At 35.5% G+C, this 17,622-nt stretch carries 20 protein-coding genes; 8 read left to right on the forward strand and 12 right to left on the reverse strand.

From position 1 onward, the window contains the following. Positions 1-12: 12 nt before the first annotated feature. Both B3D98_RS18080 and B3D98_RS18085 read left to right on the forward strand, forming a co-directional pair. A complete protein-coding gene (locus B3D98_RS18080; protein ID WP_288584925.1) occupies positions 13-1,056 on the forward strand; it encodes a phosphotransferase family protein in 1,044 nt (347 codons plus the stop codon). 290 nt (positions 1,057-1,346) lie between these two features. After that, positions 1,347-1,562, forward strand: coding sequence for a DUF3955 domain-containing protein (locus B3D98_RS18085; RefSeq protein ID WP_048392534.1), 216 nt, complete (start codon positions 1,347-1,349; stop codon positions 1,560-1,562). 36 nt (positions 1,563-1,598) lie between these two features. Here B3D98_RS18085 and B3D98_RS18090 read toward each other — a convergent pair whose 3' ends face one another. Then, positions 1,599-2,084 (reverse strand): tetratricopeptide repeat protein, encoded by a 486-nt coding sequence (locus B3D98_RS18090; RefSeq protein ID WP_288584929.1) that lies wholly within the window; start codon positions 2,082-2,084, stop codon positions 1,599-1,601. Positions 2,085-2,114: 30 nt separating this feature from the next. Next, a complete protein-coding gene (locus B3D98_RS18095; RefSeq protein ID WP_054550378.1) occupies positions 2,115-2,558 on the reverse strand; it encodes an SMI1/KNR4 family protein in 444 nt (147 codons plus the stop codon). Positions 2,559-2,743: 185 nt separating this feature from the next. Between B3D98_RS18095 and B3D98_RS18100 the strand changes: the two genes are divergently transcribed. Then, the gene (locus tag B3D98_RS18100; RefSeq protein WP_279495220.1) at positions 2,744-3,586 is read left to right on the forward strand and encodes an alpha/beta fold hydrolase; all 843 of its coding nucleotides are present in this window, start codon (positions 2,744-2,746) and stop codon (positions 3,584-3,586) included. Positions 3,587-3,667: 81 nt separating this feature from the next. Here B3D98_RS18100 and B3D98_RS18105 read toward each other — a convergent pair whose 3' ends face one another. The 3 genes from B3D98_RS18105 to B3D98_RS18115 form a co-directional block, all read right to left on the reverse strand. After that, the gene (locus B3D98_RS18105; RefSeq protein ID WP_288584933.1) at positions 3,668-4,090 is read right to left on the reverse strand and encodes a hypothetical protein; all 423 of its coding nucleotides are present in this window, start codon (positions 4,088-4,090) and stop codon (positions 3,668-3,670) included. Between the two features lie 143 nt (positions 4,091-4,233). Continuing rightward, positions 4,234-4,809 carry a GNAT family N-acetyltransferase gene (locus B3D98_RS18110; RefSeq protein WP_048392543.1) on the reverse strand — a complete coding sequence of 192 codons (576 nt, stop codon included), beginning with the start codon at positions 4,807-4,809 and terminating at the stop codon, positions 4,234-4,236. A gap of 16 nt (positions 4,810-4,825) precedes the next feature. Further along, complete coding sequence (locus B3D98_RS18115; protein ID WP_066037269.1) at positions 4,826-5,692, reverse strand: AraC family transcriptional regulator; 867 nt, start codon at positions 5,690-5,692, stop codon at positions 4,826-4,828. Positions 5,693-5,959: 267 nt separating this feature from the next. On the opposite strand from B3D98_RS18115, the gene B3D98_RS18120 reads away from it, so the two are divergent. After that, positions 5,960-6,715: a class I SAM-dependent methyltransferase gene (locus B3D98_RS18120; RefSeq protein WP_279495218.1), complete on the forward strand. Its 756-nt coding sequence runs from the start codon at positions 5,960-5,962 to the stop codon at positions 6,713-6,715. 47 nt (positions 6,716-6,762) lie between these two features. Here the strand turns inward: B3D98_RS18120 and B3D98_RS18125 are convergent, their stop codons facing one another. Beyond that, positions 6,763-7,956, reverse strand: a complete 1,194-nt coding sequence (locus tag B3D98_RS18125) for a Ger(x)C family spore germination protein (RefSeq protein ID WP_054550372.1) — start codon at positions 7,954-7,956, stop codon at positions 6,763-6,765. A 142-nt stretch (positions 7,957-8,098) separates the two neighbouring features. Here B3D98_RS18125 and B3D98_RS18130 point away from each other — a divergent pair, with 142 nt between their 5' ends. Further along, complete coding sequence (locus tag B3D98_RS18130; RefSeq protein WP_054550489.1) at positions 8,099-8,482, forward strand: VOC family protein; 384 nt, start codon at positions 8,099-8,101, stop codon at positions 8,480-8,482. A gap of 161 nt (positions 8,483-8,643) precedes the next feature. On the opposite strand, the gene B3D98_RS18135 is transcribed toward B3D98_RS18130, so the two are convergent. Further along, on the reverse strand, positions 8,644-9,558 hold the full coding sequence (locus tag B3D98_RS18135; RefSeq protein WP_288584939.1) for a class I SAM-dependent methyltransferase: 915 nt from the start codon (positions 9,556-9,558) through the stop codon (positions 8,644-8,646). A gap of 134 nt (positions 9,559-9,692) precedes the next feature. Between B3D98_RS18135 and B3D98_RS18140 the strand changes: the two genes are divergently transcribed. Continuing rightward, entirely contained in the window at positions 9,693-10,127 is a 435-nt protein-coding gene (locus B3D98_RS18140) for a hypothetical protein (protein WP_066037272.1), read from the forward strand. 1,378 nt (positions 10,128-11,505) lie between these two features. Here the strand turns inward: B3D98_RS18140 and B3D98_RS18145 are convergent. The 3 genes from B3D98_RS18145 to B3D98_RS18155 all read right to left on the reverse strand — a co-directional run bounded on the left by B3D98_RS18145 (position 11,506) and on the right by B3D98_RS18155 (position 14,727). Continuing rightward, on the reverse strand, positions 11,506-12,240 hold the full coding sequence (locus tag B3D98_RS18145) for a class I SAM-dependent methyltransferase (protein ID WP_103118272.1): 735 nt from the start codon (positions 12,238-12,240) through the stop codon (positions 11,506-11,508). 294 nt (positions 12,241-12,534) lie between these two features. Continuing rightward, complete coding sequence (locus B3D98_RS18150) at positions 12,535-13,059, reverse strand: hypothetical protein (protein WP_103118271.1); 525 nt, start codon at positions 13,057-13,059, stop codon at positions 12,535-12,537. A gap of 243 nt (positions 13,060-13,302) precedes the next feature. Next, a complete protein-coding gene (locus B3D98_RS18155) occupies positions 13,303-14,727 on the reverse strand; it encodes a VanZ family protein (RefSeq protein WP_288584944.1) in 1,425 nt (474 codons plus the stop codon). A gap of 398 nt (positions 14,728-15,125) precedes the next feature. On the opposite strand from B3D98_RS18155, the gene B3D98_RS18160 reads away from it, so the two are divergent. After that, on the forward strand, positions 15,126-15,287 hold the full coding sequence (locus tag B3D98_RS18160; protein WP_199768259.1) for a hypothetical protein: 162 nt from the start codon (positions 15,126-15,128) through the stop codon (positions 15,285-15,287). A gap of 463 nt (positions 15,288-15,750) precedes the next feature. On the opposite strand, the gene B3D98_RS18165 is transcribed toward B3D98_RS18160, so the two are convergent. Then, complete coding sequence (locus B3D98_RS18165; RefSeq protein WP_288584949.1) at positions 15,751-16,212, reverse strand: DinB family protein; 462 nt, start codon at positions 16,210-16,212, stop codon at positions 15,751-15,753. Positions 16,213-16,386: 174 nt separating this feature from the next. After that, on the reverse strand, positions 16,387-16,590 hold the full coding sequence (locus tag B3D98_RS18170; protein WP_048392560.1) for a hypothetical protein: 204 nt from the start codon (positions 16,588-16,590) through the stop codon (positions 16,387-16,389). A 247-nt stretch (positions 16,591-16,837) separates the two neighbouring features. Between B3D98_RS18170 and B3D98_RS18175 the strand changes: the two genes are divergently transcribed. Further along, a complete protein-coding gene (locus B3D98_RS18175; RefSeq protein WP_288584951.1) occupies positions 16,838-17,347 on the forward strand; it encodes a ClbS/DfsB family four-helix bundle protein in 510 nt (169 codons plus the stop codon). Positions 17,348-17,622 lie beyond the last annotated feature (275 nt).

Here is a 17,622-nt window from a genome sequence, read left to right on the forward strand (position 1 = left end):
GAGGGAAATAGAATGGATACGATGCAAGTAAGGTCAAGTGAACGTTTGGATGTTGATAAACTACATGCCTTTTTAGAGAGTTATTTCACTGAGCTTCCACAGGGGAAGCTTGAAATAGCACAATTTAGTGCAGGGCATTCCAATTTGACGTATTGTTTAAAAATAGCTGATTTTGAAGCTGTTCTACGTCGTCCTCCGCTTGGACCAGTTGCCAAAAAAGCGCATGATATGAAGCGGGAATTTACGATTTTATCGGCACTGCATCCATTTTTACCATCGGTTCCAAAACCATATGTCTATGTAGAGGATCGAGACATTATCGGTAGTGATTTCTTTTTAATGGAGCGCAAAAAAGGAATCGTCCTTGATACACATTTTCCAAAAGGCACAGAACCAACAGAGGAGCTAGCACGTCAATTGTCCGAACTGATGGTTGATTCTTTAGTTGCATTACATGCTATTCCTTATCAGGACACTCCGTTAAAGGATATCGTGAAGCCTGACGGATTTCTTGAAAGACAAGTGTATGGTTGGATTGAGCGTTATGAAAATGCGAAAACAGCAGAACATGCAGAAATAGCGATGTTAACAGATTGGTTAAAAAACAATCTTCCGTCCAATCATGAGGCAACCATTATTCATTACGATTATAAATTGAATAATGCAATGTTCTCCGAGGACTATACCGAAATGATTGGCCTTTTTGATTGGGAGATGGCAACAGTAGGGGACCCACTTGCTGATGTTGGTGTAGCAATGAGTTATTGGATGCAAGCAGATGACCCGAAAATGCTATTATATGCACTTGGTGAACCACCAGTAACTGTATTACCAGGCTTTTATACCCGACAGCAATTTATTGATCGTTATGCAGAGAAAAGTGGGCGAGATGTGTCAGCTATTCATTATTACTGTACATTTGCTTATTTTAAATTAGCCGTTATTTGTCAGCAAATCTATTATCGCTATGTTCAAGGACAAACGCAGGATGATCGCTTTGCTCAGATGGATAAAATGGTCGCTGCCCTCATACAACAAGCTTCTCAATCAATATGATTTTATGGAAAAACGGTTACTTTTAATAAAGTAGCTGTTTTTTAAAGCCTATTATAACAGATTATCCGACATAAATTTATATAATTATTTATACTAACTCGCACAAAATTTACTCAAAAAACATAATAAATCACGTACAAGAAATTAAAAGAGGAGGGAACGTTTGTTCTTTTAGGCAGGAGTGTTAATCAATAACTATTTATTGTTTTTCGATAAAAAATAATTGACTTGCAATAAAAATAACGCTATCATCAATTACAACAAGGATTTAACAAATGGAGGAAGAAATAATGGGGAAATATTTACTTGCCACAATTCCGATGATCATGGGGATCGTATGTTTATTTATAAAAGGCCTTATAGGAGATGAGATACTAGCAGATGGTACGATAGTGGAGAAAAACTTCTTTTTAATTCCATTGAGCTATTTATTTTTCTTTAGCGGTATACTTACATTCTTGATTATGGCGTTATCTTCTACATTCAAAAAGCAAACTTCCATATAATAATGCTAAAAACAGGCTCTAAATAGGGCCTGTTTTTTATAACCATGTTTGATCTAGCTTATCACTGTAGTAGTGAATAGCTTTTTTATAATCTTGAATGCCTTGATGATTGGCTGTGCGTAATATCGTGTTCAATAATGTTTCCATTGATTTTGCATGTTCGCCAAGATTATAAAGTGTCATGGCATAGAAGACCTTGATATGCTCCGCCTTCGGGAACTCGTGAATGGCTTGTTCAAAGATCCGTTTTGCTTGCTCGTATTGTCCTATAGTCCGATAGGTGCTCCCTAAACCAAGATAGGCATCCACTAAAACTTCTGGCTCTAGCCCCAACTTTATCGCTTCTTCGTAGTGCGGAACAGCCTCTTTTTCCTGCCCTAAAGAATCAAATGTCCAAGCACATTGAAATTGATAATAAGCATTTTGAGGCTGTTCCTTGACCAGTGCCACCATACATTGATTTGCTTCCTCAAGCTGTCCGTTTTTTCTTAATGTAAGTATGTGTTCTAATTGTTTGTCCATTATATTTAACCTCTTCTTTACTTAAGTAACTTACCATTCATAAAAACAATCTTCTATCAGCAACTCAAATGAATCAGCTATTCGCTTAATTTCTCCACAATCATGATCGCAAATAAAAACATGGCCTGATGGATCGATGAAAATGGGATTACCTCCACCATCCATTGAAATAACATAGCTCGTTTCTAAAACATTTGGAGATAGGAACTCTTTATATTGTTGACGAAAATCCAGTGTTAAATCGACAACGGTTTCGTTTCCTAGACTTGAGCCGTTAGAAAAAGCATGGATTGCTATACCTGCATATGCCCCACCAAACGTTTCAATGAACGCTACGTAGTCGCTGTGAAATTGTACATGAAGTTGTTGCTGTGCCTCTATTATTTCCCTTTGACTTGCAGGTTTACCCACTAACGTTTGATGCTTCTCATTAAATAAAAATAACCGCAAACGCTTTATTAGATCTTCCTTCATAGACATTCTCCTTTTATTCAGTATACACGATCCTTCATTGCTAGGAATCTGAGGAAATGATATTGTTATTGTAAATAATAACATCTACTGGGGTGATAGAATGCTAGAGCGTTCAATGGAAAAAACACGGGAAAACCAAGAGGGAAGGGAGTGATGATACAAAAATAGAAAAGAGGATTAAGAAAATGACATATCAAAAACTTATGTGTGATGGATTTGAATTAAACTATTGTATAAAGGGGCAAGGCCAACCAATTTTAGTGGTGGGGAGTAGTGTTTATTATCCACGTCTGTTCTCAGAAGACTTTTATCAACATTTCCAGGTGATTTTTTTAGATCATCGAGGTTTTGGTAAGCCAGCTCAAGCATTTACGCAAGAAGATTACACATTAAACAAAATAGTGAAGGATATGGAGTATGCGAGACAAATCCTACAGCTAGATACTTTAATAGTGTTAGGACATTCAGGACATGCATTTATGGCAATGGCGTATGCCACAGCTTATCCCCAGCATGTTCAAAAACTCGTACTCTTAAATACAGCAATATCGAATAGTCAAGAAAGACAGCAACAAAGCTTGTCTTATTTTGAGGCACATGCAAGTATGGAGCGTAAACATCAATTTGCGCACGAAATAGCCTTATTGGAACAGGATCTAAAGAAGGAGCCTGAACGACGCTTTGTTCATATGTGTATTCGTATGGGGGCGCATAGTTTTTATGATTTTATGTTCAATGCTACCTCTATGTGGGATAACGTTCATCCGAATATGGAAATTATTGATTATCTATGGGGAGTAGCTTTTGCGGAGCAGAACCTTTTACAACAAATGCTACAAGTTAACAAGCCAATTTTTTTAGGTCTAGGCAGGTATGATTATTTAGTAGCCCCTATTTCATTATGGGATGCAGTAGATCATATTCCCTATGTAAAGAAAGTCATTTTTGAAAAAAGTGGTCATAATCCTATGTTTGAAGAGCCTGTATTTTTTAATGAACAACTAATTCAATGGATAAACGAGGGGTAGTCGAATGGCTGGTTATGCTTGTATAGCAATTAACCAGCCTATTTTAATAATAAAAAGAGAAAAGCCAAAGTATCAACTACCTCAACAAGTTTTACGTATCGCATCAATGTTTTGACAGTCCATAATGACAGGCCGTGCCATATCATCGATTTGAAGGAAGTACCCGCAACAGCTTTGCGGAATAAGATAAATAAAGTATATTCCTAGAAATTGGCTGCCATCTGAAAGGTATACATCTACTAAAGTCCCTGGTTCAAAACATTCTAAGTGACTACAAATACAGCTTTTACAATGCTTTTCAATTTGATTTTGTTTCTGATATTTTTTTTCAAATGGGGGACTATTATAATATTTTATTTTATAAGAATCTTCCTCAATAATAGGATGATCTACGCTGGGAGAGTGACCAAAGTAAACATTCTTTGAGTCACAATAGCATTTAGAAAATTTATGATAATTGTTAAATTCCCAATTCATTCGTGTTAAATATCTGTTTCCATCCATTTCTAAAACGCTCCTTTATGATTACAATGTCATGCTAGCATGAGTCATCTATTTCTAGTCTATGTTAAAGAGCCCTTTAGGAGATGGTAAAATGTCCATTTATCTGTACAATATAAGAAAAAGACTAAACTCATTAGTAGAGTTTAGTCTTTCAAGTTGTAATCGCCTTTCAATAAGCCATATATCTCTAAATCAACAACACCCTTACCAGACCATAATGAAGCTTGTCTCAGAAGACCTTCTTTTAAAAATCCATTTTTTAACAGAACCTTTTTCGAGGGTTCATTTAAAGGCATGACTTCTGCCTGTATTCGATTAACATTTACCTCTTCCAATAAAAATTTTACGATTGTTGCAACTGCCTCTGATGCAATGCCTTTTCCCCAGGATGCTTCAGCTAAATAGTAACCGATTGTTACCATATCTACTTTTTGATTAAAGTCCATCGCTTCGATAATCCCTACTAGTTTTTCACGCTGTGATATTTCGAAGATCCCCCATTTAATCCTGCTTTTCTTCGTATAATCACGTTCAAAATGGCCAATCATTTTTTGAACAGTTTGAAGGTTATGTTTTGGGATGATGCCACAATACTCAAATACCTTGTCATTATCATAAATAGCAAATAGCTCTTGTATATGTGAGTCTTCAATTTTTTTAAATTGTAAATTAGCTGAATGTAGGGTAGGGAACTGCTTAAATACTTTCTCAATAATCATCGACCTTGCTCCTTTATTATTCTTTAATGGGAATGTAGATTTTCATTTTCATCTCCTGTGGATAGATCGATTGCATGACATCCGTTATTTCAAAATCAGGACCTGTATCGCGCTCATAATTAGAATTCGGCAACCATACGCCGTAAATGAAACGTCTTGTATTTTGAATTCCTTCCGCAGTACCATTCAATGTAAACTCCGCATATTTACCAGCAGGAATTTCAAGGTGGGTGAAGCCTTTCTCTAATTGCTCCTCAAAGATTTCGACTTCCTCTCCTACAATAAAAGAAAACCGGCCATCCTCCTGAAAGTTTGTAGAAATGCCATACGCCATATTAGGGGCTACCTTATGGGAGATTCGTTCATAATATTGCTGCTGACCAAAATCCAAATAAAAGCCAGGGATTTCTGCATAGTATTGTTCGTCTTGTAAGGACGTTTTGTATTCATAGCCTGTAATACGTTTTTTAGATAAGTGAAGTATTTCCGGTCGCTGCATAGGGAGTTCTCCTTCCAGTTTATAATCCAAAAAGTTTATTTTGGTTTGAAATGGTATGGAGTTGGCTCCTTTTCGGTATTTAGCAGGTGTGACACCAAAATACTGAACAAATGCCCGTGTAAATGCCTCCTGAGAACCATATTGAAAGTTGATTGCAATCTCAAGTATATTCTGCGTTGTTGTTGCTAATAAGGAAGCTGCTTCAGAAAGCCTCCTGTTGCGAATATACTGCTGCACAGAAAAACCTGTAATGGCTTGGAAAAGTCGTTGGAAATGAAATGCTGAAAAGTAAGACTGAGAAGAAATATCTGTAATCGTTAACTTTTCACGTAGGTTTTTCTCAATAAACTCTATGGCGTTTTGAATTCTTTCAAAATAATCCATACCATCATCCTTTCTTAACTCAATGGTACCGTTTAATGGGAAGGGTTTTTTGATAATTTGTGCTAATTTGTACATTAAATTGTAATGTATAGGAAATCAATAGAAACATTGATTAAAACAACAATTAAATGTATAATTTAACTAAATTTACAAGAAAGTGAGTGATAGATGATGATAGTCAGCTCTGTTTTCCCATTGAATATAATTAAGGTGCGGGAGAATAAATAGATTAGTTGATTTCTTCCGCAAACAATCGGAGGAGAATATATGTACAAAAATTACGGACCGTTAAGCACAGCACTTTATGATTTTACGAAACCAGTTGGATACTCGCTTGATGGAGATATTGAATATTATCTAGAACGACTGCAAGGTGTAAAGGGGAAGATTCTAGAAGCAGGGGTTGGTTCTGGACGTTTCTATATTCCTTTTATGGAAAAAGGCTTTGATATAGAGGGAATTGATCATTCCCCTGAAATGCTAGCATCCTGTCGAAAAAGATGCCAAGAACGAGGATTGACGCCAGTGCTGTATGAAGGGAATGTTTGCCAATTCACCTTAGGGCAACAATACGAAGCCATTGTTATGCCTACAGGCTCATTTTGTTTAATTGAAAATCATCAAGAAGCACTATCAGCTTTAACCTCTATGTATCAGCACCTTGTCCCTGGTGGGAGACTCCTAGTAGATTTATTACTTCCTACAGACTGGAAAACAGGAGAAATTACGACATCTTACCATCAAATTTCACAAGATGAAGGAATTGCCCTTGAAAGAAAATCGATTGCCATGAATTGGGTGGAGCAATATACGCTGATGGTTTTAAAATATGAGAAGTGGCAACAAGGCACATTAAGTGATACGGAACTACAAAAGTTTTTATTACGCTGGTATGGGATTGAAGAATTTAAGCTTCTATTACAAAGTATTGGCTTTTCTGCAATAACTTGTTCTGCGAATTATAAGTTCCTTCAACAACCAACTGAAGAAACGTCACTCATAACGTTTGAAGCGGTACGTTAATTAAAATGACCAGTACTCCTTAAAAGAGTACTGGTCATTTTTACGAATTAGTCAAGCTTTAATTTTGTTGCAGTTCCTACTCCTTTTGTATGCACATCGACTTCAATTTGAACTTCAAGATTAGGGTAGAGGGTTTGCCAGTTCTTTTTAATTCGATTCCATGCTCGATAGTCCTCTCGATGTAGTACATTACTAAATTTTAATAAATCGGCTTGATAGGTTTGTTGAATTGTTTGAAGTGTACGTTCTAATCGTTCCTTGATTTGTCTGCTCGTTTCTTTATTTAAAGCATCGATGGTTTTTGATTTTGTTAAATCTAAAGAACAACTTACCTCTGCAACGTTTTGCTCAATATCAAGTTTGATGGAAATCGAAGGTATATCATTTTGAAAATGACCTGTCACTTTAGTAGAAGAATTAATAATTTCTGTTGAGATTTTCCCTTCTTCAGGACAAGCAATAATTTCAAATGTACTTTTTATATTATTATTTAAAAAATTATAGTCTCTGCTTTCTTGTTCTGTTAAATAGCCGATGAGCTTATAATTTTTAAAAATAGCCAGTCCACCATATTTTAATTGTGCAGGGCTATCAATTTTTTCTATATTTGAGCTAAAATCTCCAGCATCCGCATCACCGTGTATATGAATAGAGGGTAAGACGGCACTATGATCAATACTGCCTAAAGATTGGATTAAATCATCAAGAATAACAGATTCTGTTGTCCCCCATACTGCTTCAGAAACCTTTAATGATTTAAACATTTTGCTAGCAGGCACATCCTCTAAAGGGGTTAAAACACTTAATATTTCTTGTGCAGTCGAATCATGAGAAACAATAAAGTTAAAATCACTTCGTCCTTCTGGGTCTCTTTGAAATAAATCTAAAATGCTATTCATACCTTCCTCAGCCATTTCTTCACCAATAATAATAATTTGGGCATGCGCATAATAAGGCTTTCTAGGTGTTAGCGCTGTTAATTTTCGAATGGCATCAAATAATGATTTACCTTTTGCATGGTAGGTAAAAACAGGGACCTGAATGCCAGATGCTTTGTTCGAAGCCACTTGACTTGGATTAACAATCTGAACAGAAATTTCGAATTGCTCGTCCGATTTATCCACACCAACAGCCGTAACAATAGCTAGTTCGTTTAACTCCCGCTTATTCCAGCATCCACCTAGTAAAAGAAGTACTGACAGCAATAGGATGAATGATACCTTGTGTTTAATGGTGGACACCTCCTCTAGGAAAAGAAGACATTTCCGATACTATTAAGGATAAGCAAAAGACAGGTAAAATAATCAATAATGAAAATCTCAATGAATTTTTTTGAAGGAGAATAAAATGAAGAAAACAAACTGTGAAATGGAGGTAAGAAAAATGAAACAATCCTTATTTAAAGGTGTAGAGGCCATTTTTATTCCAATAAAAGATCCTAAATTATCGTCTAAATGGTATGAGGAAATACTCGGATTTAAGCTTCAATATATAGAAGAGGGCGCAGCAGTTATGAAAATCACTGAACAATCCCCCACGGTCATTTGCTTAGTAAAAGCTAAGGAGCATCAGCCATGTCATTTTCCAGACAATCACTTTGGTGTGGGGAAATATGTAAACTTCCTCTCTCAAAATATTGAAGAGACCTATTTATTTCTAGTAGATCATCATGTTCAAGTCGAGGCTTTAGAAGGAGAAGGGGACACCAAATTTTTTACCTTCTATGACCCTGATGGGAATCCTTTAGGTGTATGTCAATCATTATAAGCGGGTCACTGCGTTAACAGTGACCCTAGTAACAAATCTAGGAGGTGTAAGGCTAATTAGCTTTACACTACTATAGTATACTAATTCTCTATATTGAAATAGTTAATTGCCTGGGTAATAAAAAGAAAATTTAGAATTTTATAAAATTAAATGGGATGGACCTATTTTTTAACAATATGCATATAATGTATAGTTTCAAAAGCACATAAATAATCTGTTCGATTTTGAAAATACAGCTCTTGAATCGCTGTAGGAGATAGATGTTCATATATAAGCAAACCTAATCGATCTAGCATCCTCTCCATGTCCTCATAAGCATAGCATGATTTCATTGGTTCACCACCAACTGCGGCCATTTTGACCATGTTTTCTACTCTATTGGAGAGTCCTTTTTCCGTGAAGAGTGTTTCATCAGCATAATCCAAAACAATGGAACTACCTGATGGAACTAAGGCAAATAGATGATTGAGTAAACTTGCTAATTCATCTTTTGTTAAATAATAGGACACACCTAACAGACTAAAAAATGTTTTTTTAGATTGAAAGCCTTGCTCTGAAAATAATTGAGATTGAAATTGCTTTGTAAAATCCATCGGTACAAAATGCAGATGATTCAAGAGGGGGAGAGAAGCTTCCTGTAATCTTTTCATTTTTGATTCCTGTGTTGTGGGATAATCCACCTCAAAAATTTCCAGCATGGTTTGTCCTTGCTCCTGACGATAGGGAAAAGTATCAAAGCCAGCACCTAAGATGACATATTGCTCGACACCAAGCTGTATTTCGCTATGCAAGACCCTTTCACAATAAGCAGCACGTGCCAAAGGAGTCGGTGAGAGTTGAACTTGTGTTATCCATTTTATTAATTCCTTTGAATCGTCTTTAAATTTTGTAGCGATATCTTTATTAAAAAATTCAATGCCTTGTATCAAATTAGCTTGGATATTTTGATATTCTTCTTGTGAAATCAATTCTTTGGCTATATAATCATCAAAAATTTTCGGCGTATCAAATTGGCTATGGTAGGCTCTACTAAAGGCAGCAACTAATGAAGTGATACTAGATTCCTGTTGATTCATACCAACACTCCTTAACAAAAAATAGGATTCCCCTGGCCAGGAGAATCCTATTATATATAATATTTATTTAAATGTAAATTTTAGCATAAAAACATTTTTTTGTCAAGTTTTAGGTACTGAGAAAGAGGAGTAATATGAAAAAATTTAAAATAGGCTTATCTTTACTCTTAGCAGTAATTATTAGTGTTATGCTCATTACATGGAAAGATCAAAGCTATTCTGCTATTGATCTATTAGAAAATGCTAATTTTCATGTGGAAAATTCCACTGTTACGCTACATCGTATAGATACAGATACAGAAGATATCTTTTCTGAAATGAAAATATCAAAAGAAACACAGCAAGAATTGATACAGTCTTTTCAACAGGCAACATTCAAAAAAACAGCCATAAAAACTATTGATTACGATTACCGAATGACAATTTCACTCAATACAAGCTACCCGATGTTCATTGATTCTAAAAATAAAATATTGGTTCTCCTTAACACAAATGAAAGCTTTGAACTGATAAAAGATCACGCTTTTTTTAGTCTTTTAGAAAAAGCAACGGAAGATTCACAGAATTAGTTAGTATCCAACACAAGCTAAATAAGTAGGGATACAGCATAGATCTTCCCTGTGAATTATGTAGATGAACCAACTGGGAATGGTGAATTTCATACCTCCTTTTATAGTGACCATTCTGATGAAGAACTCGGTATCTGATATGAGGTGAAAAATAAAGGCACACAACAATTTAACTGGAGTGTCACGGCTTCGGAAGGGAAAATATGGGCTAAAGGAAGAGTAGCTGCTGAAGGACAAATATCTTTACTGGAAAAAGACCGATATAAGTCAGAGGAGCGTGTGCTATAGATGGAGCTGACGGCGTGTTTGATTTGCCATTTTTTTAGTAGAGTAAAAAATTTTTAAGAATGTGTAACTTTTTAAAACATCAGCCGTCTAACTCATCAGTAGAATACAAAGAACTAAAGCAAACTAGTAACATTCACTTTTCACAAAAGGGCCAGGATTCACATTTTTTCGTGTTTCCTGGTCTTTTTGTGGTGGTAGTCCTATAATTTAACGAAAAAATAAAGAATTTATGAAACCTTTAGCCTGTTCATTCGTATTGTAATTTGAATCTAAAGCTAGACAAGATTTAGTAAGATTCACTTTCACTTAAAAGACTAGAGCTTACATCATCATGTGAGAGTCTAGTCTTTTTTGTATGGTTGTTCAGATATTGTTCAGAATAATATGTTAATCTATGAAAGAAGATATTTCATAGTCTTCAACCTAAACGCAAAATGACCAGTTCTCTTTAAAAGAGTGACTGGTCTTTTTGTTTAATGTTCCTTTACAGACGTGTTTCTTCAACATATTTTATGAATAGCACGAAAAATTAGTAGCTTCACCTATCATAGTTAAAACCATAGAGACCTGTATGGTTGTAACAGCCATGTCTTGCTTTCCCATCACCAAGCGAGAATGATGAAGTGGATTTCACGCTTTCAGCAGAAATTTTTCAGTTAGAGCAGGGAGAGCATTGTTATCAATTTCAGTTTGTAGAAACATACTTTAAATTATGTGAAAATAGCAAACAGTCACCCACCCATACATTGGGGCTGTCATTGGTAAATGACCCTGTGTCATGAGCTACGTTCAGTCATTTTCATTATTTCTTATTTTAATGAAACTAAGAAAGACTTAAAATTTGATAGAATGATTTATTTTCTCGAAAAAGCATTAATTCCCCCTAAAATCCTATTGGAAAATATTTTAACTTGTTCAGCGCCTCAAGTTGTCGTAGTATTATAACGAATCAAAACTAAGTAAGTTAGTAAGATTCACTTTCACAATAAAACCAGGTGCTCCCCAAAAGAGAGCATCTGGTTTTTTGTTTATATACGATATAGCTGTATACTTAGCGATACCCGATCCATATTGCCTAAGCACACAGTGATTATTTTTTCTCAGCTACAATGATTAAAAACATAGGTCTCCGTAGTTCATCTTGCATGTCCGGAATATTTTTTAGCATTTCCTCTGAAGGCATAGGTTCCTTCACCGCACTTATCGTAAATCCAGCTTGTATTAAGACATTCATATAAGTAGACAGTGTGCGATGGTATTTAATAACATTTTCGGTAAGGAAGGTCGTTTCTCGAATGCCTTCTGTCTGATAATGATCAACTGCCCAATGCAGGCGGTTGCCATTCTCATCGTAGACCCAATCTTGTTCATTGCGTGATGTGTATATAGGATGCTCTACAGAGAAGACAAATGAACCATTAGGTTTTAGATAAGCATAAACCTTCTTACAAAGTGCTTCGAAGGATTGTACATAGTGAATCGCTAATGAACTAATTACTACATCAAATTGAGAAGCGGAGAAATGGATATCTTCGATCGGCATCTTTAAATAGGTAATAAAAGGATCATTCGTTTTTTCCTGCGCTTTTTGCAGCATTTTTTCTGATAAATCCACACCAATTACTGATTTTGCCTGTTGTTCACGGGCATAGCGACAATGCCAGCCGAAGCCACAGCCTAGATCAAGTACGGTCTTATCCTGGAAATCTGGAAGAAGTGCTTTTAATACGTGCCATTCACCTGCCGCGTCTAGTCCTTGAACAGAACGTGGCATTTTTTCATATTCGGAAAAGAAATTGATTTCATCATATTTATTTTGTTTCATGTATAGAACACTCCTATCAATTAAGTTCGCCCCCTAAATCTACTGACAACCTAGGAGGCTAGCTATCTTCTTCTAACCATTGTTCCACCTCATGTAACTATTTTTTTTACTATAACACATGATCATTCAGGCGTACCTAAAAAATAGGAGAAGAACAGACTTGGCGTCACTTGATTATGAGTAAGAAATAAATAATAAGTATTAGAGGAAGCTGAATACACTCCTCGTCAAATCAAAAAGATCCCATCTCTAAAATTTAGAGATGAGAGCTAATGTCCTTTATATACTTTTAATCTAACCACTCAATTGAACAATCGTTAAGGAGCGGTTAGCATAACTAGCGACGAAGGAATCTGAAGCTGCACTGGCTCCCACCAAATCCCCTGCGGCTAATGTAGCTTGGACCACATAGGCCGAGCTACTTCTATTGACAACATTAAAGACTGCAATGCCGTTTAGAAAAATCGGTTGACCATTGACGGTAATGCTAACTGTGAAAAATGGTTGATCAGGATCAGGGGCTGCTGTTGCTTGCGCATTAATCGAAATGGTGATTTGATAGACACCGTCATTTTGAACGACCAATTCATTCCCAGATGGGCTAACCGTAACATTTGATAGCGCACCAACCACTTGGAAAGTGACGGGTGTTGGATCAGGTGATAAAGGGCCCAATGTATCTCCTCTAAGGGATCCGTACGCTAAAACACTTCGATCTGGTGAAGGGACAGGAACAACAGGACCAGGAAGTGCAACAATTTTTGGAAAATATTTCATTTCATTTGGACAACAGTTCTGACATGTATGTTTACCGAACATTCTCTAACCCTCCTTTATGCTCTCAATATAAATATTATATTCAACTCTCTTATCTTTAATTGAACGGACACCTAGGCTACAGATTAGATAAAATCTAAAAACACTAGTATTTTTAAGTAGTTATTTGTTGATGGTGTCCATTTTGTTAGAAGTATTCCAAAGTTTGAGATGTTATTTCAACTCATATAAAAAGAAAGCCCAGTATCAAGTCTGGGCTTTCCTTAGTTAGCGGTATCAAAAAAGCTACTTTCTCGCCTGAATCAAGGTGAACCAACTTTTTCCATTTAATGTACCAGAAACTCTGTATATGGGTTGATAGAAATCTTTTGTATCATACATATACGAGAGCTCTATTAAATCGACAGTAAGCTGATCGCCTTTTTTTATCAACAGTTCTTCTTCTGTTACAAGTGCATTATATTTTATCTGTGGAAATTTGCCATTTTTAATTCGTTCATACACCTCTGCAGGTGACAAAATATTTACTTCACGGATCAATTGATGCTCATGAATATTATACGATAATGAATACAAACTACCATCTGGCTTCAAACCGAGCTCTACCTCACCAAGCCAATAATCTTGGTTCAATTCAGCTTGGTCAGGAAGCGTCCATTCAAATACGCCATTATCCAAAGCTGTAAACTCCCCATCTTTAGGAAGGAGAGAAAGCTCATCCATCATACTCTTTGCCTTCTTCACAAGTGTCTCTTGCACAGCTAAAGAAGGTTGTACGGGCGTATAAAGATCTTCTGTTAGCGACCAATTACCCTCTGAATTAATAAATAGCGTATACGAGTTCTCGGCTTTATCTTTCAATAAGAGCTCACGATCACCACTAATATCCTGCCGACTTAACTCTGATAAATCCAATTTCTTTTGCAACAAAGTCTCAACTTCATCTGTATGAATTATTTTTTTATACACGGGGGCAACGGTAGATGCTGTATGTAAATCTAATGAGGTTGTTACATCAACATCCGACATATTTGATTTTGTGTAGGCATTAATTGCTAAATGACCAAATTCCTGTTGAGCGTAGACAATCATCATGCCAATAAAAATCAAACCCATCATGAGAGGAATGGCTAGGTTACCGATCAAACTTTTCATTTTTATTTTTTTATGCTGAACAATGGAAGATCCTAGTCTATATAACTGGTATCCAATAATCCCACCAAGCGAGTTGTTGATTAAGTCATCAAGCTCGAAAATCCCTGCTCCTGTAAGTGTTTGATACGTTTCAATGGATAAGGTTGCCATCACCACTACAGGAAGAAGCCATTTAAACAATTTAAATTTAGAGAAAAGTAAAGGTAAGAAAATGCCTAGTGGCACAAACATTAAAATGTTAAAAATACAATTTTGAAGATCACGTAACGAGTATTTCTTCCATGCATCTATATAGCCACTAAATGGTTGTAGATTCATTTGCATGAAATGGGAAGAACCACGCCCAAAAATCGTTAGTTCACACACAAATACAATATAGCCGATAAAGAGTGCTACAAGTATCAGTTGCTTAAAGTTTATTTTTTTTCGATTTGACTGATGTTTTTTATGATAGAGGAAATAATAAAGTCCAATAAGTAAGAACTCAGCACCAACTATAAGGATGACTGGCAACATTAAAATTCGAATGTTATTCATAATATCTGTAACGCCCAAGACAAGATGCTCCTAACTATGTTAATCTATTGTCGACTTTTCTTATTGTAAATGGTAATTATTAATAATTATTGAGAAAAATTATGAAGATTTCTTAAGATTTTGTAGCATACCTAATTGAGGGAAAATGCTTTTATTTTCCGTGAAAAAGGGGAGGAACAGTCTAGGGATTATCAACAAAGTTTGTGAAAATTGCACGTTTAGAGGCAAAGATAAACCTTGCTGTTTCGATTTATCAGCATAATTTTATGGGCAATAAAGTATAGGTAGGCGTTTTTTATAAGACTTCCGTTGTATTGTCTTGTCAGTCCTTGTAATCAAAATTGACATAAACAATTGTCAGAAAATATCAATATACCCTATAATAAATAAAAAAGCTGAGAATAAGAGGTGAACTTATGGGGAAACCAGTAGATTACAATCTATTTCCGGGTTATCAAAACACACTTGACTCCAGACTTGATGAACGTAAAGAAGAATTTATTGAGGAACTAGAAAGAGCAAAAATTGATGGACATATACTTGAATTTGAGAAAGCACCAGAAGAATTGCCCCAATAGTAAGAGCAAAGCATCTTGAAAAAAGATGCTTTTTTCTTTTGTTTGGAGCTTGTTTATATGTATAAATTGGGCTTTTCACTGCAAGGAGCTCTTCCTTTTTAAGCGATAATAATTGAGAGAAATGTCAATAATCAATAGGATGTAGAGTACACTAAATACATTTAAAATTAACGAAGGCAGAGGGAAAATGACCTCTCTAATCAATATTAACCAAATAGTGGTTGATACTAAAACAATCGCATCCAATAAAATAACCATAGTATGTTTGTAAGCTTTAAAAATAAAATTAAATACAACTAGCCTTACTATAAGTGGCGTTGTTAAGAAAAATGAATAGATCTGTGTAATTTCTTCAAGGCTCACATGCATCTCCCTTTGGTGTTATTTGAGTTAAATAAGCGGCAGCACATAAAAATAGGACTATTAACAGTAGTCCTATTTTAAGAGTATAGCATATAAATGTCTATTTTTCCATTTTACGTAAATAGGCGAGCTGTCCAATATGATAGGCATTATGGGTAGCGGCATTAGATATGATGGCCCACCATTGCGCCTTCACAGGGAACCCATTTACGATAGATAAAAGTTGCTCTTCCTCAATTAATTCTTGCCACGTAAGTAGGATATGTAATAACTTTTCATTTAATTCATAGAAAGTTACCTCCTCTTTAACTAGAAACGTATTCGCATTATTTGTTTGCGAAGGAGCCTTCACTTGATTTTCTCGATACCGTATTTGCCAAATTTCATTCCAGTAGATTAGATGCTGGACAATTTCAGCCATACTATGGCTAGAAGAATCGGGTTTCCAAAAGGCTTCTGCTTCAGATAACCCTTCTACGACTTCAGAAAATGAGATATACCAACTTGGGTCATTTGCATTAGCTAAAAGTTGATCTAACAAAATGGTCTTCGCCTCCATCATTCACGTTCCTTTCTTCAAAGTAATTTATTGAATAGTATAACATTTTAAGTTTTAATATACCGATAAAATAGTAGTTCTGACTAGCTTTTATGAATGCAACAATAAAAAAGCTGCAGCTTATTAGAGCTACAGCAAATATAGATGCGGATTTTAACACTAGTTAAAACAGGCAAATCAGCTTCTATTTTCAGCTTTTTCCGATTCTTCTTTTTTACTTCTGAGTAGTAATGCCATGAATAAGAAACTGGCCACCCAAAAGGCAAAGAATAAATTTTCTAGCAAAGCCCAATGACCATTTTTAATATAATTCCAAATGGTTGTAAATAAAAAAATAATGATGAAGAATGCGATATATAAGCATTTTCCGAATGTAGTCACTTCAAGCACCTCTATTATTAATCATCACACATAAGAAAAGAAGAACGTAATAAAACCCTCTGTTTCACTCGTTATGGGTAATACACTCAAGGTTAGTGTGTGTAAATTTTGGTTACTTATACATCCACCGAAAAAATAGAAGGTAACACTTACCATATAACAACTTTTTTAAAAAAAATTTCAAAATTAGCGTATTCGCGTTATGTTAGACTGAACTTAAGAAATAGGTGGAAGGGACGGAAATAGAGTGAGACAGTATGCCAACAAAGAAGAATTGATTAGTACGATTAACGAAAAGTATAAAAAATATATTGCCGAATTTCATGATATACCAGAAATCTTGAAAAACAAACGGATTAAAGAAGTTGATAAAACGCCGTCTGAAAATCTTTCTTATCAACTTGGTTGGATAAATCTTTTGCTTCACTGGGAGCAAAAAGAACAAAAGGGCGAAGAAGTACATACACCTGCAGAAGGCTATAAATGGAATAATCTAAGTGGATTGTATAACTCTTTTTATAAACAATACGGAGAGTACTCTTTGAAGGAACAACAATTAATGCTTAATGAAGCTGTCAATCATTTATGTGAGTGGTTAAATACCCTTTCAGAAAAGGAATTATTTGAAGTTGATCAAAGACGATGGGCAAAAACACAAGCTAATTGGCCTGTTTGGAAATGGGTTCATATTAACTCAGTTGCTCCATTTACAAATTTCAGAACTAAAATTCGAAAATGGAAGAAGATGAACCTTTAAAAGATTAGATGTTCCTTACTATAACAAACCAAACGAATTGACTTTAGCCTTCCACAAATGGAGGGCTTTTTATTATCCACTATGACAACAAGTGTGATGGGCTATGGTGCGTTTTACTGTATCTCGATGCTTCATATGAAGGAGTGGAAGGGAATGCAGTCAAGCAACAATCTTTCAGCGAGCTGCTATTATGGTGTCATGTCAGTCCTTCTCTACAAAAGTAGTGAAGTTTTTTTATGCCGCCGGAACTGAGCTGGTACATTAGCTCATACGAA

The organism is Lysinibacillus sp. UBA5994 (assembly GCF_002429725.1).
Taxonomy (GTDB): Bacteria; Bacillota; Bacilli; order Bacillales_A; family Planococcaceae; genus Lysinibacillus; species Lysinibacillus capsici.

Coding starts and splice junctions, on each gene's coding strand:
- B3D98_RS18080 (WP_288584925.1), top strand. CDS start 13: ATGGATACGATGCAAGTAAGGTCAAGTGAACGTTTGGATGTTGATAAA.
- B3D98_RS18085 (WP_048392534.1), top strand. CDS start 1,347: ATGGGGAAATATTTACTTGCCACAATTCCGATGATCATGGGGATCGTA.
- B3D98_RS18090 (WP_288584929.1), bottom strand. CDS start 2,084: ATGGACAAACAATTAGAACACATACTTACATTAAGAAAAAACGGACAG.
- B3D98_RS18095 (WP_054550378.1), bottom strand. CDS start 2,558: ATGAAGGAAGATCTAATAAAGCGTTTGCGGTTATTTTTATTTAATGAG.
- B3D98_RS18100 (WP_279495220.1), top strand. CDS start 2,744: ATGACATATCAAAAACTTATGTGTGATGGATTTGAATTAAACTATTGT.
- B3D98_RS18105 (WP_288584933.1), bottom strand. CDS start 4,090: ATGGATGGAAACAGATATTTAACACGAATGAATTGGGAATTTAACAAT.
- B3D98_RS18110 (WP_048392543.1), bottom strand. CDS start 4,809: ATGATTATTGAGAAAGTATTTAAGCAGTTCCCTACCCTACATTCAGCT.
- B3D98_RS18115 (WP_066037269.1), bottom strand. CDS start 5,692: ATGGATTATTTTGAAAGAATTCAAAACGCCATAGAGTTTATTGAGAAA.
- B3D98_RS18120 (WP_279495218.1), top strand. CDS start 5,960: ATGTACAAAAATTACGGACCGTTAAGCACAGCACTTTATGATTTTACG.
- B3D98_RS18130 (WP_054550489.1), top strand. CDS start 8,099: ATGAAACAATCCTTATTTAAAGGTGTAGAGGCCATTTTTATTCCAATA.
- B3D98_RS18135 (WP_288584939.1), bottom strand. CDS start 9,558: ATGAATCAACAGGAATCTAGTATCACTTCATTAGTTGCTGCCTTTAGT.
- B3D98_RS18140 (WP_066037272.1), top strand. CDS start 9,693: ATGAAAAAATTTAAAATAGGCTTATCTTTACTCTTAGCAGTAATTATT.
- B3D98_RS18145 (WP_103118272.1), bottom strand. CDS start 12,240: ATGAAACAAAATAAATATGATGAAATCAATTTCTTTTCCGAATATGAA.
- B3D98_RS18150 (WP_103118271.1), bottom strand. CDS start 13,059: ATGTTCGGTAAACATACATGTCAGAACTGTTGTCCAAATGAAATGAAA.
- B3D98_RS18160 (WP_199768259.1), top strand. CDS start 15,126: ATGGGGAAACCAGTAGATTACAATCTATTTCCGGGTTATCAAAACACA.
- B3D98_RS18165 (WP_288584949.1), bottom strand. CDS start 16,212: ATGATGGAGGCGAAGACCATTTTGTTAGATCAACTTTTAGCTAATGCA.